Consider the following 21,224-nt stretch of genomic DNA (forward strand, 5'->3'; position numbering starts at 1 on the left):
GGCGCGCGGGGGGCCTGCGGCCTCGGCCCGGGGCCCCCGCCCCCCGCGGGGGGCCCCCCCCCCCCACACTTCCGCCCCCGGCCCCCCGGAACGGAGGAATCCTCCGTTCCGGGCCGCGGCTTCCGTACGTCCGTGCCGCCTCCGTGGACCCGCGTCAGTGCGCCTGCGCGCCCTGCGGGGTCGCGGGCGTGATGCCGAGCGCCGTGGCGTACAGCGAGAGCACGAGCTTGCCGATCGCCGGGTAGGCGCCGAGCGGCTCGGCGGTCGCGCAGCCCGCCTCCTTGGCGGCGGCGTCCAGCAGGCCGGGGTCGACCTCCGGGCCGACCAGGTACGGCGCCAGCGCGAGCTGCGCCGAGCCGGAGTTCTGGAGCTGCTGCGCGATCGAGGCGACCGAACCGTCCACGTCCAGCGCGGCGGCCATCACCGGTACGGCGAGCCGCGCGGCCAGCAGCATGCCGGTGATCCCGGCGGCCTGCACGGCTTCCTCGCCACCCACCGTGGCCAGCACGATGCCGTCGGCGGCGGTGGCGACGGTGAACAGCCTGGCCCGGTCGGCACGCGCCAGTCCGGCCTCCGACAGCCGTACGTGGAGGGCCTCGGCGAGCAGCGGATGCGGACCGAGCACGTCGGTCAGCTCCACCTGCGTACCGCTGTCCATCACTGCCTGCCGTATCCGCCGGATCAGCGAGGCGTCCGGGCCCGCGAGCAGCGGGACCACGACGGCGGCCGGACCGGTGGGCTCGGCAACCTCCCGGCCGACGGCGACGGCCTGCTCGTAGCGCTGGACGCGCTCGGCGGCGGAGTGGGTGAGAACGGTGGCGAGCGACGGGTACTCGGCAGCGTCGCCGTCGAGATAGCCGATCCGGGCGTTGAGGCCGGGCAGCTCGGAACGGGCGATGCTGATCACCTCTTCGGCCAGAGCGCGCGAGGCCGAGGAGGGGGTACCGGGAACGGCGAGAACGAGCGCGGCAGCGCCCTCAGGTGCGACCACGGGCTCCGGGCGGCGGTGCCGTCCGGACTGGCGAGGTCGCGGCATTCGTACAGGCAGGCCGGAAGCGGGCCCAGTGGGGGTGCTCATGGCGCCGCATGCTACTGGTTTTGGCTGCCCCTCTGTTCGGGGAGGGTCCGGTCGAGCGTTAACTATCCGCTTATGTCCGATGAGTGGCGTACCGGCGAAGTGTCCCTTTCTGTCGGCCTGTCCGCAGCCGTGCTCGACGACCCGTCCGCCGGTACGGAACCGGGTCCGGACTCTCCGTCCGTACCGCCGCTCACGCGCGCCCGGAAGGCTCGCCTCCGGTCTCCACGAACAGCATCGTCGGGTGGTGCGGCAGCCGCAGATCGTTCCGGGCCAGAGCGCGCGCGATCCGGAGTGCGCCGGTCAGCGGATCGCCCGTCCCGGTGGTCACCCGGGCCGACGGAGCCAGCCGCGCCAACTCCTCGCGCACCGGCCCGGTCAGCGGCTCGCCCATCCGGAACAGCCCACCGGTCAGGGCCACTTCGCCACCGCCACCGCCACCGCCACCGGCCTCGGGCCCGGCCGCCGGACAGACGGCCGCCGCCGCTTCGGCGATACGGATGCCCGCCTCCCGCAGGATGCCCGCCGCGACCTCGTCCGCTCCGGCGCACGCCGCCACCTCCGGGGCGAACGAGGCGAGCACGGCCGGGCGGTCGGAGCGCGGATAGAGCAGCCCGGGCAGCTCCTCGGCGGGACCGAACACGGCGTGCAGCCGGGCCAGCAGAGCAGCGGAACCGCCGCGCCGGCCGTCATGGGCGCGCATCGCCGCTTCGAGCCCCGCCCGGCCGATCCACGCGCCGCCACCACTGTCACCCAGAAGATGACCCCAGCCGTCGGCCCGGTGCCACGCCGTGAGGTCCGTACCGAGCGCGATCATGCCGGTGCCACCCGCGACGACCGCCCCGGGACGCTGTCCCACCGCGCCCGCGTACGCCGTCACCGCGTCGGCGGCCAGCGCCATCCGGCGGACGCCCAGCGCCGCCGCGAGCGCACCGGGCAGCTCCGCCCGCAACCGCCCGCCGAGCGTGGCCATCCCGGCGGCCCCGATCGCCAGCGACCCGACCGCCGCCGAGTCCTCGCCACCGGCCTGCTCCAGCAACCGCGCCACCGCAGGCAGCAGTTGCTCCAGCAGATGGGCCGCGTCGATGCCTCCGGCCCCCGTCCGCACCGGCTCGGCGCAGACGGCCGTGAACAGCGGCTCGTCCACGTCCACCCGGCCCAGCGCCACCCGCAGCCCCGACCCACCGGAGTCGACCCCGAGGACGTACGCCTCGGAAGTGGCCGCTGAGGACGGGGTGCCGGTCACGGCAGGCGCCAGTCGACCGGCTGCGCTCCCTGGCGTTCCAGCAGCTCGTTGACGCGGCTGAACGGCCGCGAGCCGAAGAATCCGCGGTCGGCCGACATCGGCGACGGGTGCGAGGACTCGATCGCGGGGAAGTTGCCCAGCTGCGGGCGGAGATTGCGGGCGTCGCGTCCCCAAAGGACCGACACCAGCGGCGTGCCTCGGGCCACCAGCGCCTTGATCGCCTGCTCGGTCACCTCTTCCCAGCCCTTGCCCCGGTGCGCGGCGGGCCGTCGCGGCGCGGTGGTCAGCGCTCTGTTGAGCAGCAGCACGCCTTGCTTCGTCCACGGCGTCAGGTCGCCGTCGGACGGGCGGGGCAGGCCGAGGTCCGCGTGCAGCTCCCGGAAGATGTTCTCCAGGCTGCCCGGCAGCGGCCGGACATCGGGCGCCACGGCGAAGCTCAGCCCGATCGCGTGCCCGGGCGTCGGATACGGATCCTGGCCGACGACGAGGACCCGCACCTCCTCGAACGGCTGCTGGAACGCGCGCAGTACGTTGGCCCCGGAGGGCAGGTACGTCCGTCCTGCGGCGATCTCCGCGCGGAGGAAGTCGCCCATAGCGGCGATGCGTTCAGCGACGGGTTCGAGCGCATCGGCCCACCCCGGCTCCATGATTTCTTTCAACGGTCGTGCTGCCACGGGCCGCACTCTACTGGTGATACGACCACTCCGATCAACTGCCGTCGGCCGAGAACCGGTGCCGCCCCTGCCCGGCCGCTCAGCCGAGCGCCACCGCCCGGACGCAGAGCACGTCCGGCAGATGCGAGGCGAGCTGCTGCCAGCTGTCGCCGTCGTCCGCGCTCCCGTACAACTCGCCGTTGCGGTTGCCGAAGTAGATCCCGGCCGGGTCCGCGTCGTCCGTGCAGAGAGCGTCGCGCAGCACCGTGCCGTAGTGCTCCCCGCCCGGCAGGCCCACCGTGAGCGGCTCCCAGGTGCGCCCGGCGTCGCGCGTCCGGTAGACCCGGCAGCGGTGCTCCGCCGGGACCCGGTCGGCGTCCGCGTTGATCGGGAAGACGTACGCGGTGTCGCCGCGGTGCGGGTGCGCAACGGCGGCGAACCCGAAGTCGGACGGCAGGCCCGCGCCGATGTCGCTCCAGCTGTCGCCTCCGTCGTCGCTCCGGAAGACGCCCCAGTGGTTCTGGAGGTAGAGCCGGTCCGGGTCGGCCGCGTCCCGGGTGACCTTGTGGACGCACTGGCCGAACTCCGGGTCCGGATCCGGCAGGAAGACCGCCGAGACGCCCTTGTTCGCCGGCGCCCAGCTCTCTCCGCCGTCCTTCGTCCGGAACACGCCCGCCGTCGAGACCGCGACCGTCACCGCACGCGGGTCCCGCCGGTCCGTGAGGATGGTGTGCAGCCCCTCACCGCCGCCGCCCGGCACCCACTTCGACCGCGTCGGGTGCTCCCAGAGCGGCCGGACCAGCTCGAAGGACTCGCCCCGGTCCTCGGAGCGGAACAGCGCGGCCGGCTCGGTGCCCGCATAGACCACGTCCGGCGCCTCCGGCCCGGCCGGCTGCAACTGCCAGACCCGCTCCAGCGACGCGCCGGTGAACTCGGGGAACCTCACCGCCGGACGGTGCGGTTCGACCCAGCTCTCGCCCAGGTCGTCGGAGTGGAAGACCGACGGCCCCCAGTGCGCGCTGTCGCCGCCCGCCAGCAGCCGGGGTGTGGCACCACGGGTGTCGATGGCCACCGAATAGATCGCCTGCGCGTTGAAGTGCGGCCCCTCGATCTTCCAGTTCCCCTCGCGCCTGCGGCCGATGAAGAGCCCTTTGCGGGTGCCCACGGTGAGGAGTACGTCGGTCATGGTCGAGACCTCCCGATACGTCGTTGTGCCGGATGTGAGCCAGTCTGCACCCGACCACTGACAGTGGCTCGCGCACGCGCCCGGCGCGACCGTCGGCCGGTCCGGGAAGGCCGTGCCGGGGCGGCTCCCTTGACCGGCCTCCGGCGCCGGCTCTAGCGTTCAGCTGCCGTAGAAAGCGCTTGCGGTCTTCTGATGGGCCCCGACACCCTGGAGCACCCGTGGCGACCTTCGAAGGACTGCCCGGCGCCGTCGCCGTCTCGCACCTGACCGTCTACGACTGGCCCGCCGCCGACGGCCTGCGCGGCGGCACCCCGCACCTGCACCTCACCTGCTCCGAGGGGTACGTGGTGGTCGGCGGTACCGGCTCCGTACAGACGCTCACCGCCACCGGCTTCCGGCAGACGCCGCTGGCGGCCGGGGCGCTCGTCTGGTTCACGCCGGGCACCATCCACCGGCTGGTCAACGGGGACGGGCTGCGTGTCGTCGTCCTCATGCAGAACAGCGGGCTGCCCGAGGCCGGTGACGCCGTCCTCACGCTGCCGCCCGCCCTCCTCGCCGACCCGGACGCCTACCGCTCGGCCGCCGTTCTGCCGCCGGACGGTACGGAGGCCGAGCGGGAGCAGGCCGCCCGGACCCGGAGAGACCTCGCCGTCGAAGGGTTCCTCGGCCTGTGCGAGACGGCGGAGGCGGGCGATCCGGAGCCTCTCGCCGCGTTCCACCGGGCCGCCGCGACGCTCGTCCGGCCGCAGATCGCGGAGTGGCGCGCCCGCTGGGAGCGGGGTGCCGCCGTGGCCGCCGCCGCGACCGCCGCCCAGCTCGACGCGCTGGGACGCGGTGACCGGGGCCATCTGGCCGAGGCCCGGGTGCGGGAGCGACGGCCGGTGGAACAAGGGCGTTTCGGCATGTGCGGCCGGCTGGACGTCTACCGGGTCTGAGCGGCGGCGGGCGCGGAGACGCGCGGGCAGGTCAGCAGCCGTGTGGTGCTGCCGTCGTCCTCCTGGATGTCCCGTACGTGGACGAAGCCGATCCGGCCCAGCACGGCCAGCGACGCGGCGTTCTCGGCGGCCACGGTCGCGTGCACCTCCGCCAGCCCGAGAGTGTCGAACCCGTGCCCGACGAGAGCGAGCGCCAGCTCCGTACCGAGGCCACGGCCCCAGGCGGAGGAGGCCAGCGCGTAGATGATCTCGTGCCCGCCCGAGGCCTCCGTCGGCTTGATCTCGGCATGGCCGACGAGCTCGCCGTCGACCTTTACCGCCCAGACCTCGAAACGGTTCTCGGCATAGACCTTGGTGAAGATCCGGCCGAAAAGCGCCCGGTCCTCGTCCTCCGTGGACGGCCCGTCACCCATCCACCGGGAGACGGAGGCGTCCTGGAGCAGGGCGACGAACTCCTCCTCTTCGGCGGGCGTGTACGGGGTGAGCAGGAGGCGGTCGGTACGCAGCGGAGGATTCACAGGAGGTGAAGCTACGGGCGGCTCCACCGCCCGTACAACCGAATTCCGCTGGTCAGCGGTGTTCGGTGCGGCTGAGATGCTGGAGAGGCACACCACCGGACCGGGCACGAGGAGCAGACGATGGGCAGCGGGATCACGGACGCCGACGGTCACGACGTGCCGGTGGTGGTGACACCGGGCGAGGCCGGCCCCGCTCCCCGTGTCTCCGTAACGCTGTCGCCTCCGGCGGGCGAGCTGCGCTGGTCGTGCACGCCGGCCGCCGCCCGGGAGCTGGCCGCCGCGCTGGTCCGGGCGGCCGAGGAGACGGAGAACGCGCCCGGTGAGGCGCCCGTCACGGTGGCGGCGGGCGAACTGCGCCGCGGAGACGTACGGGACGGCGAGAGGGCCATGACGGTGGACGGCGTACGGACCGACGGCTCAACGGCCCACATCACCTGGAAGGCCCCCACCGGCCGCACCTGGACCCAGAGTTACGACGTCAACACCGCGATCACGCTCAAGCGCCGGCTGTCCGGCACCCGCTGAGCCCTCCAGACCTGTGGTGACGCGGTCCGGAGCGCCGACTTCGCCCTCCGGCCCGCCTTCCGCCTCGCTAGGCTGGCCGCGATGTTCACCAAACAAGGCCCCACCTTCCGCGAACTGGCCGTCCAGGCGCTCTCGTCGACCGAGCACGGCTACGACCTCCTCGCCCCGAAGTTCGACCACACGCCGTACCGGACCCCGGCCCGCGTCCTCGACAGCGTCACCCGCGCGCTGGAGGCGCTGGGCCCCTTCGCCACCGGCCTCGACGTCTGCTGCGGGACCGGCGCGGGCGTGGGCGTGCTGCGGCAGGTGTGCCGGGAGCGGGTGGCCGGGGTCGACTTCAGCGCGGGCATGCTCGCCGAGGCCCGTGCGGCGCTGCCGCCGATGGACGGCGGACCGGCGGTCGACTGGGTACGGGCCGACGCCCTGGCCCTCCCGTTCGCTCCGGCCTTCGATCTGGCCCTGAGCATCGGCGCGTTCGGCCATTTCCTGCCCGCCGACCGCTTCGGGCTCTTCGCCGAGGTGTACGGGTCGCTCCGGCCGGGCGGCCGGTTCGTCTTCCCGATCGGCGCTCCGCCGGCCGTGGGGTCGCGCGCCTACTGGTCGTTCCTCGGCTTCGACGCGGCGATGCGCGTGCGCAACGCTCTGTGGCGGCCGAAGTTCATCATGTACTACCGCACGTTCCGGCTCTCCGACGTGCTCGACGACCTCACCGACGCCGGATTCACCGTGCGGCTGATGGCCCTGACCGACCTGGGCCGGCGGCCCGACGGCTCTCCGCGCGCCCGCCTGGTGGTGGCGACCCGGGAGTGACCGAGCGGTTCCTCCCCGGGAATGACGCAGGAGGGTTTCACGCCTCCTCGTCCCGCGCCGCCGCCAGCAGCCCCTGCCAGTCCGGAATCTTCACCGGCCCGCGCCCCAGCGAGCGCCCCAGGGCCGCCTCCGCGCGCTCGATCGACAGCCAGCCGTCCCACGCGACCGGCTGCTGCCCCCACGCCCGCAGTACGGCCACCGGATCGTCGGCGGCGGGCCGCCGGGCGAGCAGCGGCGCGTCCTCGATCAGCGAGGCGACGGTCTCCTTGGCGCAGGACCGGTTCGAGCCGATCACTCCGGTGGGCCCGCGCTTGATCCACCCCGCCACATACGTACCGGGCGAGGGCACTCTGTCCCGCAGGACCCGTCCCGCCGCGTGCGGCACCGTCCCGCGCACCGGGTCGAACGGCAGGCCCGGCAGCTCCACGCCCCGGTAGCCGACGGCCCGCAGCACGAGCTGGGCCTCGACGTCCTCGTACGCACCGGTGTCCTGTACGCCTCCGGCCCCGTCCGGAGCCGTACGTGCGAACCGCACTCCGGAGACCCGTCCACCGCGCTCCAGCAGTTCGACCGGCCGCAGGAAGAACCGCAGCCGGATCCGGCGTACGACATCGGCTTCGGCGGTCCCTTCGCGTACCGGCGCCACACGCTCACCCTCCGCCGCCCAGCCGCGCAGCACGTCCAGGTTGCGCCGTACGACCGCGGGCAGAGGCAGTCCGTCCGAGGTCCCGTACGCCGGGTCCAGGGCCAGCTCCGCCGGGTCGACGACGATCCGGGCGCCGGGCAGCGCGCCCAGCTCCCGCAGCTCCCTGGTGGTGAACCGGGCCTGGGAGGGGCCGCGCCGGCCCGCGATGAGCACCTCGCGCACCCGGCTGCCGGCGAGCGTCCCGAGCGCGGCTCTCGGCACATCGGTGGCGCGCAGTTCGTCGGCGCCGCGCGCCAGGATCCGGGCCACGTCGACCGCCACGTTGCCGACGCCGATCACCACGGCCGAGCGGGCCCGGAGCGCGAAGTCGTCGGGCGCGATGTCCGGATGCGCGCTGTACCAGGAGACGAACCGGGTGGCGGAGAAGCTCCCCGGCAGATCCTCGCCCGGCACCGCCAGCGGCCGGTCGGCGGCGGCCCCGACGCAGTAGACGACCGCGTGGTACAGCTCCGCCAGCCGGGCCGTAGGGACGCCGTCCGCGCCGCCGATCTGCACATGGCCGACGAAGGTGACCCGCTCGTCCTCCAGGACGGCCCGCAGGCTGTTCTGGAGCGACTTGATCTTCTCGTGGTCAGGAGCGACCCCGTACCGCACCAGGCCGTACGGGGTCGGCAGCCGGTCCAGGACATGGACGTGGACATCGGGCACGAGCGACTGGTTCAGCAGGGCCTGCGCGGTGTAGACCCCACTCGGGCCGGAACCGACGACGGCGACTCGAAGCACGGCGCACCTCTTCCCGGAGGGTGCTTCCAGCATCGCACCGACGGCCGGACCACGGCCTGTCCGGCGGTCATGCCCGGAACGCCACGGCATTCCAGGCCTGACCGGAACGCCACGGTCCTCACGTCATCAGCGCCCGCATCCGGTTGATCTCCACGGTCTGCTGGGCGACGACATCGCTCGCCATCTCCTCGACGAAGACGTCGTTCCCTTCGGCGAGCGCCTCCGTGGCCATGGTGATCGCTCCCTGGTGGTGGGTGATCATCAACTCCAGGAAGAGCGTGTCGAAGGCCTTGCCCCGCGCCGCGCGCAACTCCTCGAGCTGTGGCTCGGTCGCCATACCGGGCATCCCGGCGTGGTCGTGGTGCTGTTTGCGGTCTTCGCCGCCGTTCTTCTTCAGCCAGCCTTCCATCGCGCCGATCTCCGGCTTCTGGCCTGCGGATATGCGCTCGGCGAGGTTCTTCACGGTCGTGGCCGAGGCGCGGCCCGGGGCGAGTTCGGTCATCACGAGGGCCTGGGAGTGGTGTTCGATCATCATCTGCGCGTAGCGGAAGTCGGCGGAGTTCGCGGTGTCCCGGCTCACCTCCTTCGCCGCCTCCTCGGCGGTGAGCGTCCGGTTGGGCTCGCCCGGTCGGCCGGGGGCCACCACACCGGGACCGGCGTCCTTGCCCGCGGCCGGTTTCGTATCGTCGCCGTCGCAGCCGCTCAGGACGAGGACAGCGGCAACCACCGCCGCCGCGAGGACGGTTGCGCGCGGACGGGCGGACGGGCGGTGGATCAACACGGCGACCTCCTGTGTCACACGGTGGTGTTGCAGACCGTTCCTAGCACGCCTGCGCGGGGGCAAAGATCAAAAACTTCATTACGTCTCTGTTGCCATCTGTTGATGTGTACATGTGAGGGACGATACTGCCGGGGTCCGAGAACCGTTCGAACCACGAACGGATACAAGGGAGGACGCAGTGATCTCGTTGCACACCACCCGCGTGCGGCGCAGACGCCTGGGCGTGGCGGCAGCCGCGGCCGGGCTCTTCGCCGCGCTGCTGACGGCCGCACCCGCGGCGGCGACGCCCGACCCGGGTGACGCCCCGGCCGAACGCGGCTCCGTGACCACAAGTCAGCAGGCCGAAGCCCGCGCCGCCATCCGCGGCGGAGAGATACCCGGCGTGGACGAGATCGTCCACAGCTCCAACATCAAGCATCTGACGAACGTCCCGAAGGGCGCCCTGAAGGGCCTCAACACGGACCTCGCGTTCCAGGGCAAGTACGCGTACGTCGGCAACTACGACGGCTTCGTCATCTACGACATCAGCAACCCGAAGAAGCCGAAGACGGTCTCCGAGGTCCTCTGCCCCGGCTCGCAGAACGACATCTCGGTCTCCGGGAACCTGCTGTTCCTGTCCACCGACTCCTCGCGCAGCGACGACTCCTGCTCCAGCACCACCCAGCCCGCCACGGAGAAGTCCTCCTGGGAGGGCATGAAGATCTTCGACATCAGCAACAAGCGCCACCCCCGGTACATCGCGGCCGTCGAGACCGCCTGCGGCTCGCACACCCACACCCTGGTGCCGGACGGCAAGAAGAACATCTACATCTACGTCTCCTCGTACTCGCCGAACGAGACGTTCCCGGACTGCCGGCCGCCGCACGACGGCATCTCCATCATCAAGGTTCCGGTCAACAAGCCGCAGAAGGCCAAGATCGTGAACTTCCCGGTGCTCTTCCCGGACGGCGGCAACCCGGGAGCGCCCACGAACCCGGGCGTCACCAAGACGTCGGGCTGCCACGACATCACGGTCCTGCCGTCCAAGGACCTGGCCGCCGGTGCCTGCATGGGTGACGGGATCCTGTTCTCCATCAAGGACCCGGAACGCCCGAAGATCATCGACCGGGTCCAGGACAACGTGAACTTCGCGTTCTGGCACTCGGCCACCTTCAACCAGGGTGCGAACAAGGTGGTCTTCACCGATGAGCTCGGCGGCGGTGGCGCGGCCACCTGCAACGAGCAGATCGGGCCGAAGCGGGGTGCCGACGGCATCTACGACATCGTGGGCAAGGGCGACCAGCGCAAGCTGGTCTTCCGCAGCTACTTCAAGATCGACCGTCACCAGGCCGACGTCGAGGTCTGCGTCGCCCACAACGGCTCGATCATCCCGGTGAAGGGCAAGGACCTGATGGTCCAGGCGTGGTACCAGGGCGGCATCTCCGTCTGGGACTTCACCGACTCGGCCAAGCCGAAGGAGATCGCTTTCTTCGAGCGCGGCCCGGTCACGCTCAGCCAGGTCACCACGGCCGGCCCCTGGTCGGCGTACTACTACAACGGTCACATCTACTCCAGCGACATCGCCAAGGGCTTCGACGTGCTGAAGCTGACGGACAAGCGCACCGACCCGGCGGCCGAGGTCAAGCTGGACAGGCTCAACGTGCAGACGCAGCCGGACTACTTCGCCCGCTGATCCGTCGGCAGGAGAGGGATTCGTCCCGCGCTAGGAAGGCCGGCGTCCGCCGGGCGGGAGATACCGCCCGGCGGACGCCGGCCTTCGCGCGTCGCCGTCGTGCGTGGCGTGCGGGTTCGTGCGCGCATGCGTGTACGGGTGCGCCGGAGAATATTCATTGACCGATGAGCCGGGCCGGGACATGCTGTATGCCGCGCCTGGATCCGGCGACGCGGGGGATCGCCGGAGTCAGGCGCGTCTGCCTGATACCGGCTTCAGGGCCCGGCCCGGACGGTGGGTCCTGGGTTCAGGCAGGGGTACGGGCGTTGCCGCCGGTGACGGCGGCCCACTCCACGAGCAGGCGCTGGTACTCGGCCTCGTCCTGCGGAGACAGGTAGCCGCCCGAGCGCTGCCACAGGCTGCGGATGTCCGCGTTGACCTCTGTGGCGGAGCGCGTGGAAACGGACGACGACGACATCGGGGACATGGATACAAGGCTACGGCCCCGATCCGATGATCCGACCCCTTGAGGGACGGGATATCCCTCACACAGCGGGGGTCCGGGGCGGGATATCGGTCACACTCCGGGCTCCGGCGCCCGACGGGCGGCGCTCCGGGCGTAGCCGGCGGCGGTGAACGCCACCACCGCCACGCCCAGCAGCACCCCGCCCACCACATCGGTGAGCCAGTGCACACCGAGGTACACCCGGGTCACCGCCACGCCGATCACCGAGACCACCGCCACGGCCACCGCACCGGCCCACAGCGCCGGACCCGCTCCGTACAGTCGCAGCAGCCACAGGAGCAGCCCGCAGCTCACCGCTGCCGTCATGGCATGCCCGGAAGGAAAGGCCGAGAAGTGGGCGGTGTCCACCGGGTCCGGCCAGCGCGGCCGCTCGCGGCCCACGGCGGCCTTCAGCGCCTGCTGGAGGAGGGTGCCGAGCAGGCTGGCCGCCGCCACCCAGAGGGCGAGCAGGCGCGCGCCGCGCCACCACAGGGCGACCACGGCCGCCGCGATCAGCGCACGCATCGTCCACGGATCCCAGAACCAGTCCGTCAGCACCCGGTTGGCGTGGACCAGTCCCGGCTCGGCCACCGCGTGCCGGTGCAGGGAGTCGGCGACCGTACGGTCCAGGGCCATCAGGGGCGACCACTGCGCCGCGACCAGGACGAGCACCGCCACGAACAGGGCGATGCCCACGCTTCCGGCGACCAGGGCGGGCGCGCGGTGGGGAGTGTGGGGGGAGTGCATGGCCCGATACTCGCGGACGCCCCCACCGCTCGGTCAACCTCCAGCGGCGAGTTCTCCTCGGCGCGCCTAACCCAGAGCGCGGAGCCCCGGCACGAAGGCCACCACGAGCGGCACCACCGGGACCAGGGCCGCCGCAGCCGTGAGGCGGAGGCGGCGGCCTGCCGTCAGGCGGTCGACCGGGGCCAGCAACCGGTTGACGCGGAGCGGGACTTGGGCGTCCGGGGTCGGGCAGGGGCCGAAGACGCCGCGGTCCTCGTTGAGCCCGACCAGGGCCAGCGCGGTCGTGAGCCGGCCGAAGCGGCGCGAGGCCACGTCGTCGGCGGCCAGCTCCACCAGCCGGTGCATCTCGTCCCGGAACGCGGCGAACACCGGGATCTGCGGAAAGCCGATGGCCAGCGCCGACGAACAGTGCAGCAGCCAGTCGTGCCGGGCCTGCGCGTGGCCCTGCTCATGGGCGAGCACGGCATCCAGCTGACGGCCTTTCAGTCGGCCGAGAGCGGCGGTGGTGATGACCAGTTGAGGCGCCGCGCCGGGCAGCCACCAGGCGTCCGGGCGCTCGCCCTCCAGCACCACGAGACGGTCGGCGCCGGGCTCCTCGCCCGGCATCAGCGGCGAGCGGACCAGCAGCTCCGCCCGGCGTTGCTCGCGGCGCCGCCGCGCGCGCCGGATCTCGCGCAGCAGCATCGCGCCGCTCCACAGGCCGCCCAGCGCCAGCAGCACCGCGATCACCGCCGACCACGGGCCGTACGCGGCCAGCGCGTACGCCTCGACCACGGCGTGCGGAGCGGGCGCGAAGACATGGCCGCGCACCGCCTGCCAGGCGGCGGCCGCGCTGAAGGTCATCGAGAGCGCGAACGACATGAGCACCCCGGCCACCACGCACTGCCACACCCACAGCGCCACCACCGGTTCCCGCTCCGGCCACCGGGCCCGGGCCATCAGGCGAGGGGTCACCAGAGCGGTCAGTGCACCGAGCAGCAGCAGCGCGAGGGAGACCAGCATGCCGTCAGCCTATGAGGGGCGGGCGATCCACGGGTACGGCTGCGCCCGGCAAGTGACGTAGACCACGGTTTGGAGGCCCTCTGTCTCGCGATCTGTCTCACAGCGTGAGAAGCATGGCGAACATGGCGATACCCATCGTGAGCCGGCAGGCCATCGTCAGCTCGGTTCCTCCGCCCGCCGCGCCGCCCATGACACCACCTCCACCGCCGCGTACGACGCCTTCCGCGCTGCCGCCCGCGAAGCTCGCGACGCCCGTCCCGGCCGGTATGAGGTGTCCGGCGGAGCGCAGCACGTACAGCGCGTAGTAGACGAGGAGCGCTCCGGTCAGCAACGGAACGCCTCCGGCACCTCCCGCCGGCGCTCCGTGCCCGGCATGCCCACTCGCGCCCACCGCCCCCGGAGCCATCGTCACCGCCATGTAGACCATCGCCAGTGAGCCGACCAGGTGGTGCAGGTGGTGGGCGCCGCGCCGGGCCGCCCGGAGCGCCCGCAGCGCGGCGGCGCCGAACACCGCTCCGTACACCGCCCAGGACCACTCCGGGAGGGTCAGCACCGCGGCCGGCAGCGCCATCGCCGCCATGCCGAAGCCCATCACCGCCTCGCCGCGCGCGGTCCGGCGCTCCTGCGGGGTGCCGGTACGGGTGCGCAGCAGGCAGTAGGCGCCGCTCACCGCGCACAACGCCATCAGCAGCCAGCCGGCCAGGGCCCCTCCGTGCACGGCGAACCTCCCCCTCGGGCGTACGGCGATGTAGGCACCGCAGTAGTCGATGCCCGGCTCCGGGCCGCCGAACCCGGCGCGCGGGGGCGTGAAGGGGGTGCGCCGGGGCCCGGGAGGGGCGCTCCGGGTCGCGTTACTCTCGACCCGCACGTGTGCACGGCACACGGAGAGCAGCGGAAAAGCCGCAGAGAAGCAGCAGAGAACGGAGCGTTCCCCATGGACACCGCCACGCCCGCCGGCTCGGCCCGCCTGATCTTCCGCGACGCGACCGCGGCGGACGCACCGGCGCTGGTGGCGCTCATCGAGTCCGCCTACCGCGGTGACTCCAGCCGCACCGGCTGGACCACGGAGGCCGACCTCCTGGAGGGACAGCGGACCGACGAGGAGGGTGTGCGCGCGGTCATCGACGCTCCGGCGGGCCGGCTGCTGGCGGTCGAGCGCGACGGTGAGCTGATCGCCTGCTGCCAGCTCGAACACCGCGGTGAGGCGGCGTACTTCGGGATGTTCGCGGTCCGGCCCGGCGCCCAGGGCGGCGGCCTCGGCAAGGTGATCATCGCCGAGGCCGAGCGGACGGCCCGCGAGAGCTGGGGCGTGCGCGAGATGCACATGACGGTGATCTCGCTGCGCGAGGAGCTGATCGCCTGGTACGAGCGGCGCGGCTACCGTCGTACGGGACAGCTCACGCCGTTCCCGTACGGCGACGAGCGCTTCGGCGTCCCGCAGCGCGACGATCTGGCGTTCGAGCTCCTGGTGAAGAACATCGAAGCTCCGTAGAGGCCTCGCTCAGGCGGTGAAGCGGCCTGTGCGGCGGATCTCGGGGAAGTCCGTGGTCGCGCCGTCCAGGTTCAGTGCCCGGGCCAGGCGCAGCTGGTCCTGGGTGTTCACCACCCAGCCGAGCACCTTGACGCTCTCCGCGTGCGCCTGCTCCACGACCTCCAGCGTGAGCCGGCGGATGTTCAGCGCCAGCGTCGCCGCGCCCGCCGTCTTCGCCCGCTCCACGATGTCCCCGCTCCAGCGGCTGGCGATGAGAGCCGTCCGTACTCCCGGCACCAGCCGGGCGATCTCCGTGACGGCCTCGTCGTGGAACGAGGAAACCTCCACCCGCCCCACCAGGTCCCGCGCCAGGATCACCTCCGCCAGCGCCCGGGCCGCCGCCACGTCCTTGATCTCGGCCTGGAGCGGCGCCTTCACGGCGTCCAGCACCTCCTCGAAGACCGGGATCCGCTCGCCCTGTCCGGCGTCGAGCTCGCGCAGCTCCGCCAGGGTCTTGCCGGCGATCGGCCCGGTTCCGTCGGTCGTACGGTCCACGTCCGCGTCGTGCATCACGGCGAGCGCGCCGTCCTTGCTGAGGTGGAGGTCCAGCTCGATGGCGTCCATCCCCGCCTCCTCCGCGCGGACGAAGGAGCGCAGGGTGTTCTCGGGCTCGACGCCCATCACACCGCGATGACCCAGGGTGAGAAATGACAAGGCGACCTCGTTTCCGTCGGCGGCTGCCCGCCAACTGCTCCTGCCCGCAGGGGCCTACGGCATGACGGCACGGGTGAGGGTAACGGCCGGGGCGGCGGATGTCTGCCGCCGTGCGGGCCCCGTCGGCCGGACGGAGCAAGGACGGATGGAACTGTGCGCCTACCCGGTATACGACAGGAAGAACAGCGGTGACCATAGGGGGTCGACAGGATAATTTTCAGGGCTTCGCTTGTGTGAAGTGAGCCTGCGCGGCTACGGTGGCTCCACGCGAGGTTCTCCCGTGGAGGAAGTGTTATGACGGAAATTCTTGTGCACGATGCCACCGAAGGCGCGATAGCTGCTGCCCCGCGGGTGGTGGAGCACCCGGCGTGGCCCGCGCTCAGGGATGCCGTCGAGGAGATCCGCCCCTGGCAGTCCCAGGACGGTTCCATCGACTTCGAGGCCGAGGGCGCCCCGTCGCCCGCGACCGTCGAGCGCGTCGTCGAGCGGGTGATCGGCGCGGTGGAGGAGCTCTCCCCGCTGCTGCCGCACGACGCCGCCTACCACCGCGCGCTCGTCACCGACCTGCGCCGCTGGGCCGCCGACGGCTTCCGCGTGCCGGACTTCCTGGACTCGCTGCTCGCCTTCCAGCCCGCGCAGAACCGGGTCGACGGCCTCCAGCACCTGGTCGTCTTCCCGATGTACACGCAGAACGGCAACCCGGACCGCAACTTCGAAGCCGTCGTGCTGAAGATGGTCTGGCCCGAGTGGCTCGCCGACCTCGAAGCCACGCGGTACGACAACCCGCTCTTCTGCGGGATCACCTTCGAGGACTTCACCGCCGGTTACGACACCAACTCCGCGGTCCTCTTCCCGGAGACCATCGCCGTGCGCGAGGCCCCCGAGCGCTTCAGCTGGGGCGGCATCTTCTGCGACCGCGAGGCCGCCCGCTTCCGCCGCGTCACCGAGGCCTCCGTCGAGCTGCTCGGCCTGGAGCTGCCCGAGGACATCCGCGAGATGATCGGCGACCAGACCCGGTGCGAGCAGGCGTTCGTCCTGTGGGACATGGTCCACGACCGCACCCACAGCCACGGTGACCTGCCGTTCGACCCGTTCATGATCAAGCAGCGCCAGCCGTTCTGGATGTACGGCCTGGAGGAGCTGCGCTGCGACCTCACCGCCTTCAAGGAGGCCGTGAAGCTGGAGGCCGAGGGCAGCGCGCACGGCCGTGACGTGCAGTACGCCGTCCTCTTCGACCGGATGTTCCGCTTCCCGGTCACCGGCGACCGCGTCCGCAACTACGACGGCCTCGGCGGCCAGCTGCTCTTCGCCTACCTGCACAAGCACGACGTCGTCCGCTGGACCGACAACACGCTGAAGATCGACTGGGAGCGTGCCCCGCAGGTCACCAACCAGCTCTGCGCCGAGATCGAGAAGCTCTACCGCGACGGCATCGACCGGCCGAAGCTGGTCCACTGGTTCGCCGCCTACGACCTGGTCTCCACCTACCTCGCTCCGCATCCCGGATCGACCTGGGCCAAGGGCCCCGACGCCCTGGACCTCACTCAGCCCCCTCGCAAGCTCGTCGACGACGTGCTTCCGGACGAGTTTCCCCTGAGCATGTTCTATGAGGCGCTCGCCAAGAAACTGAAGCACGTGATTGCCTCCGCCAAGGGCATCACCGCCGCGAGCGCCGAGCAGGCAGCCGCGTGAACGCAACTCCCGAGGAGGCGGTGGCCATGAACGGAACAGGTAAAGGCGAGGGGACAGGTGTGCTCGAAGGTGCTGTGATCGCGGTCGCCGGAGCGGCGGGGCCCGCGGGCCGCGCGACGCTGCTGCGGCTCGCGGAGGCCGGTGCGACCGTCGTCGGCTGCGACGCCAACCCGGAGCGGCTCGCGGAAGCGGTGGACGCCGCCCGCTACGCCCACGGCGGCGCCACCGTCACCGGGGAGACCGTCGACCTGTTCGACCTCGACGCGGCCCGGGACTGGGCCAAGCGGACCGAGGCCGAGTTCGGGCGGATCGACGGCCTGGTCCACCTCGTCGGCGGCTGGCGCGGCAGCCCCAGCTTCCAGGAGACCAGCCTCGCGGACTGGGACACGCTGGAGAAGCTGCTGATCCGCACCGTCCAGTCCACCTCGCTCGCCTTCCAGGAGCCCCTCCAGCGCAGCGACAAGGGCCGCTACCTGCTGATCAGCGCCGCCGGAGCCGGCAAGCCCACCGCGGGCAACGCCGCCTACTCCGCCTCCAAGGCAGCGGCCGAGGCCTGGACCCTCGCGCTCGGGGACGCCTTCCGCAAGGCGGGGGGCGAGGACGGACCGGCCGCCGCTGCTGCGATCCTGGTGGTCAAGGCACTGGTGAACGACGCCATGCGCGCCGAGCGCCCGAATGCGAAGTTCGCGGGTTTCACCGACGTCACGGAGCTGGCCGAGGCCATCGCCGGCGTCTGGGACAAGCCCGCCCCCGAAGTGAACGGAAAGCGCCTGTGGCTGACCCCGCAAACGTGAGGACCGACGCGCGACGCCACCACGACCCGCAGGTGCGCGGGTTCGCGAGCGACAACTACGCCGGCGCGCACCCGGAGATCCTCGCGGCCCTCGCCCTCGCCAACGGCGGCCACCAGGTCGCCTACGGCGAGGACGAATACACCGGCCAGCTCCAGCGCGTCATGCACAGCCACTTCGGCCCCACCGCCGAGGCCTTCCCGGTCTTCAACGGCACCGGAGCCAACGTGGTGGCCCTCCAGGCGCTCACCGACCGCTGGGGCGCGGTCATCTGCGCCGAGTCCGCGCACATCAACGTGGACGAGGGCGGCGCGCCCGAGCGGATGGGCGGCCTCAAGCTCCTCACCGTACCGACGCCGGACGGCAAGCTCACTCCTGAGCTGATCGATCGGGAGGCGTACGGCTGGGACGACGAGCACCGGGCCATGCCGCAGGTCGTCTCGATCACCCAGAACACCGAGCTCGGCACCGTCTACACACCCGACGAGATCCGCGCCATCTGCGACCACGCCCACGAGCGCGGCATGAAGGTGCACCTCGACGGGGCCCGGATAGCCAACGCCGCCGCCTCGCTGGACGTACCGATGCGGACGTTCACCAACACGGTCGGCGTCGACGTGCTCTCCTTCGGCGGCACGAAGAACGGTGCCATCTTCGGCGAGGCCGTCGTCGTGCTCAACCCCGACGCGGTCCGCGCGATGAAGCACCTGCGCAAGCTGTCCATGCAGCTCGCCTCCAAGATGCGCTTCGTCTCGGTCCAGCTGGAGGCGCTGCTCGCCAAGGACCTGTGGCTCCGCAACGCCCGGCACGCCAACGCCATGGCCCAGCGGCTCGCCGAGGGCGTCCGCGCCATCGACGGCGTGGAGATCCTCCACCCGGTCCAGGCCAACGCCGTCTTCGCCCGGCTGCCGCACGCGGTCGGCGAGCGGCTCCGGAAGCGCTTCCGCTTCTACTTCTGGGACGAGACGGCCGGTGACGTGCGCTGGATGTGCTCCTTCGACACCCGCGAGGACGACGTCGACGCCTTCCTGCAGGCGCTGAAGGAAGAGATGGCGCGGTAGCGCCTGTTCCCTCGCAGGACTGTGCGGCCGGCCGGTGATCAATTGATCACCGGCCGGCCGCTTCGTGCGCTCCGGCGCCATGGAATTGATCCAGCAGTCCCCACACAGCTCCGAGCCCCCCGACGGGCGCGTCGAGGGGCTCGGAACGGGTTCGGTCGGGGTCAGCCGAGCTCGCGGACCTGCGCGGGCGTCGGAGCCGTACCGCCGAGGTGCGCCGGCACCCACCACGTGTCACTCGCGTCCTTCGGGCGCACCGGATACGCCCGCTGGGCGGCCTCCAGCAGCTCCTGCACGCGCTCCCGCAGCCGACGCGTGATCGCGCCCGCGTACTGGTCGGCGGGCGCCTCCACGGGCTCGCCGACGCGGATCGTGATCGGGATGTGGCTGCGCTTGAAGTTGCGCGGCCGCCCCTTCGTCCAGATCCGCTGCGTGCCCCACAGCGCCATCGGGATCAGCGGAACGCCGGCCTCCTGGGCGAGGCGCGCGGCACCCGACTTGAAGCTCTTCAGCGTGAACGACTGCGAGATGGTGGCTTCCGGGAAGACGCCGATGATCTCACCGGAGCGCAGCGACTCCAGTGCGTGCGCGTACGCGTGCTCACCCTGGTTCCGGTCGACCGGGATGTGCTTCATCCCGCGCATCAGCGGACCGGAGACCTTGTGCCGGAAGACCGACTCCTTCGCCATGAAGCGGACGAGCCGCTTCTGCGGCAGAGCACCGAGGCCGGTGAAGATGAAGTCGAGGTAGCTGATGTGGTTGCTGACCAGCACCGCCCCGCCGGTCTTCGGGATGTGCTCCGAACCCTGAGTGTCGATCTTCAGGTCGAGCGCCTTGAACATGGTGCGAGCGGCGCCGACGACCGGTCGATAGACGAGTTCTGCCATCTGGGGAAGACCCTTCTTCAGTGCCTGGGGAGGGTTCTCCCGGCGGAAGTTACGCAGCCGTAGGTTTTCGGCATTGTGGCGATGGTGCCCCATGCGCGGGCCCGTGACCAGTCCCGGTGGGCCCGGACGGCGAGATTCTCGTCACGTGCGCCTCGCCTCCGAGCTGCGGGAATGTCCCGCGCCCGGCCGGTGCTGACTCCTTGCGAAGGACTCTGGACCAGGAGGCGACAGTGGACGGCGGAACATCCGCGCAGCGGCTCGACGCGGCCCGACTCGGCGCGGAACTGGGAGAACGGGCGACGCTCGTCCAGTTCTCCACCGCCTTCTGCCAGCCGTGCCGGGCCACCCGCCGCACGCTCGGCGAGGTGGCCGCCATGGTCGAAGGGGTGGCGTACGTCGAGATCGACGCCGAGGCGCATCTCATGCTCGTACGGCAGCTCGACATCACGAGGACGCCGACCGTCCTCGTGCTCGACCGCGCGGGCCAGGTGGTCCGCCGCGCGTCGGGCCGGCCGCGCACCGCGGACGTCGTCGCGGCGCTGGGACGGGCCATATGACGGACGGTGACGCATCTCCCACATTGCGGAACGCGCTTGACTGCACCCACCACGCATCGTCAGTCTGACGTTATGCCGCCAGAACTCCTTCTCTACGGCCGGGTCCATGTGGACCTCGCACGCCACGCGAGCGCGCGCTGTCCGGGTGCCTGAGCAACCACGGCCCCGTACACCCTCCTCGCAGAAGGACACCTCCATGACGGCATCGCCCGAACTCGCCTCCTCCCTCACGGCATCGCCCGAGCTCCTGCGCTCCGTCTTCCGCCGCCACGCGGCCGGCGTCGCGGTGATCACCGCGACCGGCGACCGGCCGGTCGGATTCACCGCCACCTCGCTCAACTCCGTCGCGGCCGAGCCGCCGCTGGTCTCCTTCGGCATCGGGACGTCCTCCTCCAGCTGGCCGGTGCTGGCCGAGGCGGAGCATGTCGGCGTCCACATACTCGGCGAGCACCAGCAGGAGCTGGCCGCCACCTTCGCCCGCAGCGGCGCCGACCGCTTCGGCCCGTCCACCGAGTGGAGCAGCGGCCCCGAGGGTGTTCCGCTGCTGTCCGGCGTCTCCGCCTGGCTGGTCTGCCGGGTCGTGGCCCGCGTCCCGGCGGGCGACCACCGCATCGTGATCGCCGAGGCCGTGGCGGGCGACCCGTCGGGGGCCGGGCGGCCGCTGGTCTACCACCAGGGACGGTTCACGGCTCTGCGAGACTGAGGGCGGGCGAACGGGGCTTGCAGGTACGTTTCCTCCGTTGGCAAGGTCACAGTGCGGAGCGCTTGCTCAGGGGTAAGAGACTGGGTGTACTGGCGAGTAATATCGGCCGGGAGCCCGGTCGGCCCGACCGGAAACGGCCCTGTAAGGCGCCTATGCTGCGTGCAGCAAGGCAGCCCAGAAATGACGATGCAGTAGGAGAGCCGGCGTGAGCTTGAGGATCGTTGTCTGTGTGAAGTACGTGCCCGACGCGACCGGTGACCGGCATTTCGCCGATGACCTGACGCTGGA

General features: G+C 71.8%; 23 protein-coding genes and 1 pseudogene. 11 read left to right on the forward strand and 13 right to left on the reverse strand.

Going from position 1 to position 21,224, the window contains the following annotated elements:
* Positions 1 to 154: 154 nt before the first annotated feature.
* The 4 genes from ABZ267_RS32900 to ABZ267_RS32915 all read right to left on the reverse strand — a co-directional run bounded on the left by ABZ267_RS32900 (position 155) and on the right by ABZ267_RS32915 (position 4,160).
* Positions 155 to 1,078 (reverse strand): hypothetical protein, encoded by a 924-nt coding sequence (locus tag ABZ267_RS32900; protein ID WP_356756927.1) that lies wholly within the window; start codon positions 1,076 to 1,078, stop codon positions 155 to 157.
* A gap of 190 nt (positions 1,079 to 1,268) precedes the next feature.
* Positions 1,269 to 2,321 (reverse strand): BadF/BadG/BcrA/BcrD ATPase family protein, encoded by a 1,053-nt coding sequence (locus ABZ267_RS32905; RefSeq protein ID WP_356756929.1) that lies wholly within the window; start codon positions 2,319 to 2,321, stop codon positions 1,269 to 1,271.
* On the reverse strand, positions 2,318 to 2,995 hold the full coding sequence (locus ABZ267_RS32910) for a uracil-DNA glycosylase (RefSeq protein ID WP_356756931.1): 678 nt from the start codon (positions 2,993 to 2,995) through the stop codon (positions 2,318 to 2,320). Before ABZ267_RS32910 ends, ABZ267_RS32905 begins: the two co-directional genes overlap by 4 nt.
* 79 nt (positions 2,996 to 3,074) lie before the next feature.
* Positions 3,075 to 4,160 (reverse strand): exo-alpha-sialidase, encoded by a 1,086-nt coding sequence (locus tag ABZ267_RS32915; RefSeq protein ID WP_356756933.1) that lies wholly within the window; start codon positions 4,158 to 4,160, stop codon positions 3,075 to 3,077.
* Between the two features lie 218 nt (positions 4,161 to 4,378).
* Here ABZ267_RS32915 and ABZ267_RS32920 point away from each other — a divergent pair, with 218 nt between their 5' ends.
* Positions 4,379 to 5,095: a cupin gene (locus tag ABZ267_RS32920; RefSeq protein WP_356756935.1), complete on the forward strand. Its 717-nt coding sequence runs from the start codon at positions 4,379 to 4,381 to the stop codon at positions 5,093 to 5,095.
* On the opposite strand, the gene ABZ267_RS32925 is transcribed toward ABZ267_RS32920, so the two are convergent.
* Entirely contained in the window at positions 5,083 to 5,613 is a 531-nt protein-coding gene (locus tag ABZ267_RS32925; RefSeq protein WP_356756937.1) for a GNAT family N-acetyltransferase, read from the reverse strand. The two genes, ABZ267_RS32920 and ABZ267_RS32925, sit on opposite strands and share 13 nt — an antisense overlap.
* Positions 5,614 to 5,733: 120 nt before the next feature.
* Between ABZ267_RS32925 and ABZ267_RS32930 the strand changes: the two genes are divergently transcribed.
* Complete coding sequence (locus tag ABZ267_RS32930) at positions 5,734 to 6,138, forward strand: hypothetical protein (RefSeq protein ID WP_356756938.1); 405 nt, start codon at positions 5,734 to 5,736, stop codon at positions 6,136 to 6,138.
* 81 nt (positions 6,139 to 6,219) lie between these two features.
* A complete protein-coding gene (locus tag ABZ267_RS32935; protein WP_356756940.1) occupies positions 6,220 to 6,948 on the forward strand; it encodes a class I SAM-dependent methyltransferase in 729 nt (242 codons plus the stop codon).
* Positions 6,949 to 6,985: 37 nt separating this feature from the next.
* Here the strand turns inward: ABZ267_RS32935 and ABZ267_RS32940 are convergent, their stop codons facing one another.
* The gene (locus tag ABZ267_RS32940) at positions 6,986 to 8,377 is read right to left on the reverse strand and encodes an FAD-dependent oxidoreductase (RefSeq protein ID WP_356756942.1); all 1,392 of its coding nucleotides are present in this window, start codon (positions 8,375 to 8,377) and stop codon (positions 6,986 to 6,988) included.
* Between the two features lie 118 nt (positions 8,378 to 8,495).
* On the reverse strand, positions 8,496 to 9,176 hold the full coding sequence (locus ABZ267_RS32945) for a DUF305 domain-containing protein (protein WP_356756944.1): 681 nt from the start codon (positions 9,174 to 9,176) through the stop codon (positions 8,496 to 8,498).
* A gap of 160 nt (positions 9,177 to 9,336) precedes the next feature.
* Between ABZ267_RS32945 and ABZ267_RS32950 the strand changes: the two genes are divergently transcribed.
* Entirely contained in the window at positions 9,337 to 10,830 is a 1,494-nt protein-coding gene (locus ABZ267_RS32950) for a hypothetical protein (RefSeq protein ID WP_356756946.1), read from the forward strand.
* 286 nt (positions 10,831 to 11,116) lie between these two features.
* On the opposite strand, the gene ABZ267_RS32955 is transcribed toward ABZ267_RS32950, so the two are convergent.
* From ABZ267_RS32955 to ABZ267_RS32970, 4 genes are all read right to left on the reverse strand, one after another.
* Entirely contained in the window at positions 11,117 to 11,296 is a 180-nt protein-coding gene (locus tag ABZ267_RS32955) for a hypothetical protein (RefSeq protein ID WP_356756963.1), read from the reverse strand.
* A 90-nt stretch (positions 11,297 to 11,386) separates the two neighbouring features.
* A complete protein-coding gene (locus ABZ267_RS32960) occupies positions 11,387 to 12,061 on the reverse strand; it encodes a phosphatase PAP2 family protein (RefSeq protein ID WP_356756948.1) in 675 nt (224 codons plus the stop codon).
* A gap of 66 nt (positions 12,062 to 12,127) precedes the next feature.
* Positions 12,128 to 13,063, reverse strand: a complete 936-nt coding sequence (locus tag ABZ267_RS32965; protein WP_356756950.1) for a M56 family metallopeptidase — start codon at positions 13,061 to 13,063, stop codon at positions 12,128 to 12,130.
* A 97-nt stretch (positions 13,064 to 13,160) separates the two neighbouring features.
* Positions 13,161 to 13,781, reverse strand: coding sequence for a DUF5134 domain-containing protein (locus ABZ267_RS32970; RefSeq protein WP_356756960.1), 621 nt, complete (start codon positions 13,779 to 13,781; stop codon positions 13,161 to 13,163).
* 216 nt (positions 13,782 to 13,997) lie between these two features.
* On the opposite strand from ABZ267_RS32970, the gene ABZ267_RS32975 reads away from it, so the two are divergent.
* Positions 13,998 to 14,555, forward strand: a complete 558-nt coding sequence (locus ABZ267_RS32975; protein WP_356756952.1) for a GNAT family N-acetyltransferase — start codon at positions 13,998 to 14,000, stop codon at positions 14,553 to 14,555.
* Positions 14,556 to 14,564: 9 nt separating this feature from the next.
* Here the strand turns inward: ABZ267_RS32975 and ABZ267_RS32980 are convergent, their stop codons facing one another.
* Entirely contained in the window at positions 14,565 to 15,248 is a 684-nt protein-coding gene (locus tag ABZ267_RS32980; protein WP_356756954.1) for a glycerophosphodiester phosphodiesterase family protein, read from the reverse strand.
* A gap of 294 nt (positions 15,249 to 15,542) precedes the next feature.
* Here ABZ267_RS32980 and ABZ267_RS32985 point away from each other — a divergent pair, with 294 nt between their 5' ends.
* From ABZ267_RS32985 to ABZ267_RS32995, 3 genes are read left to right on the forward strand one after another with little or no spacing between them, the layout of a single operon-like run.
* Positions 15,543 to 16,940, forward strand: coding sequence for a DUF6421 family protein (locus ABZ267_RS32985; protein WP_356756956.1), 1,398 nt, complete (start codon positions 15,543 to 15,545; stop codon positions 16,938 to 16,940).
* A 26-nt stretch (positions 16,941 to 16,966) separates the two neighbouring features.
* Positions 16,967 to 17,734, forward strand: coding sequence for an SDR family oxidoreductase (locus tag ABZ267_RS32990; RefSeq protein WP_356756958.1), 768 nt, complete (start codon positions 16,967 to 16,969; stop codon positions 17,732 to 17,734).
* Positions 17,731 to 18,792, forward strand: coding sequence for a low specificity L-threonine aldolase (locus ABZ267_RS32995; protein ID WP_356756961.1), 1,062 nt, complete (start codon positions 17,731 to 17,733; stop codon positions 18,790 to 18,792). The genes ABZ267_RS32990 and ABZ267_RS32995 overlap by 4 nt, the downstream gene beginning before the upstream one ends.
* Positions 18,793 to 18,953: 161 nt before the next feature.
* Here ABZ267_RS32995 and ABZ267_RS33000 read toward each other — a convergent pair whose 3' ends face one another.
* Positions 18,954 to 19,676, reverse strand: coding sequence for a lysophospholipid acyltransferase family protein (locus ABZ267_RS33000; protein WP_356757044.1), 723 nt, complete (start codon positions 19,674 to 19,676; stop codon positions 18,954 to 18,956).
* Positions 19,677 to 19,906: 230 nt separating this feature from the next.
* Between ABZ267_RS33000 and ABZ267_RS33005 the strand changes: the two genes are divergently transcribed.
* The 3 genes and pseudogenes from ABZ267_RS33005 to ABZ267_RS33015 form a co-directional block, all read left to right on the forward strand.
* Positions 19,907 to 20,233 (forward strand): thioredoxin family protein, encoded by a 327-nt coding sequence (locus tag ABZ267_RS33005; protein WP_356757042.1) that lies wholly within the window; start codon positions 19,907 to 19,909, stop codon positions 20,231 to 20,233.
* A gap of 196 nt (positions 20,234 to 20,429) precedes the next feature.
* Positions 20,430 to 20,936: a flavin reductase family protein gene (locus ABZ267_RS33010; protein WP_356757040.1), complete on the forward strand. Its 507-nt coding sequence runs from the start codon at positions 20,430 to 20,432 to the stop codon at positions 20,934 to 20,936.
* Positions 20,937 to 21,141: 205 nt separating this feature from the next.
* A pseudogene (locus ABZ267_RS33015) lies at positions 21,142 to 21,224 on the forward strand (electron transfer flavoprotein subunit beta); the annotation flags it as partial.

This window comes from Streptomyces sp. NPDC006174, assembly GCF_040614075.1.
Classification (GTDB): Bacteria; Actinomycetota; Actinomycetes; order Streptomycetales; family Streptomycetaceae; genus Streptomyces.

Excerpts from the sequence above, each read along its gene's own strand:
- ABZ267_RS32900 (WP_356756927.1), bottom strand. The coding sequence starts at position 1,078 with ATGAGCACCCCCACTGGGCCCGCTTCCGGCCTGCCTGTACGAATGCCG.
- ABZ267_RS32915 (WP_356756933.1), bottom strand. The coding sequence starts at position 4,160 with ATGACCGACGTACTCCTCACCGTGGGCACCCGCAAAGGGCTCTTCATC.
- ABZ267_RS32930 (WP_356756938.1), top strand. The coding sequence starts at position 5,734 with ATGGGCAGCGGGATCACGGACGCCGACGGTCACGACGTGCCGGTGGTG.
- ABZ267_RS32935 (WP_356756940.1), top strand. The coding sequence starts at position 6,220 with ATGTTCACCAAACAAGGCCCCACCTTCCGCGAACTGGCCGTCCAGGCG.
- ABZ267_RS32955 (WP_356756963.1), bottom strand. The coding sequence starts at position 11,296 with ATGTCCCCGATGTCGTCGTCGTCCGTTTCCACGCGCTCCGCCACAGAG.
- ABZ267_RS32960 (WP_356756948.1), bottom strand. The coding sequence starts at position 12,061 with ATGCACTCCCCCCACACTCCCCACCGCGCGCCCGCCCTGGTCGCCGGA.
- ABZ267_RS32965 (WP_356756950.1), bottom strand. The coding sequence starts at position 13,063 with ATGCTGGTCTCCCTCGCGCTGCTGCTGCTCGGTGCACTGACCGCTCTG.
- ABZ267_RS32975 (WP_356756952.1), top strand. The coding sequence starts at position 13,998 with ATGGACACCGCCACGCCCGCCGGCTCGGCCCGCCTGATCTTCCGCGAC.
- ABZ267_RS32985 (WP_356756956.1), top strand. The coding sequence starts at position 15,543 with ATGACGGAAATTCTTGTGCACGATGCCACCGAAGGCGCGATAGCTGCT.
- ABZ267_RS32990 (WP_356756958.1), top strand. The coding sequence starts at position 16,967 with ATGAACGGAACAGGTAAAGGCGAGGGGACAGGTGTGCTCGAAGGTGCT.
- ABZ267_RS33000 (WP_356757044.1), bottom strand. The coding sequence starts at position 19,676 with ATGGCAGAACTCGTCTATCGACCGGTCGTCGGCGCCGCTCGCACCATG.
- ABZ267_RS33010 (WP_356757040.1), top strand. The coding sequence starts at position 20,430 with ATGACGGCATCGCCCGAACTCGCCTCCTCCCTCACGGCATCGCCCGAG.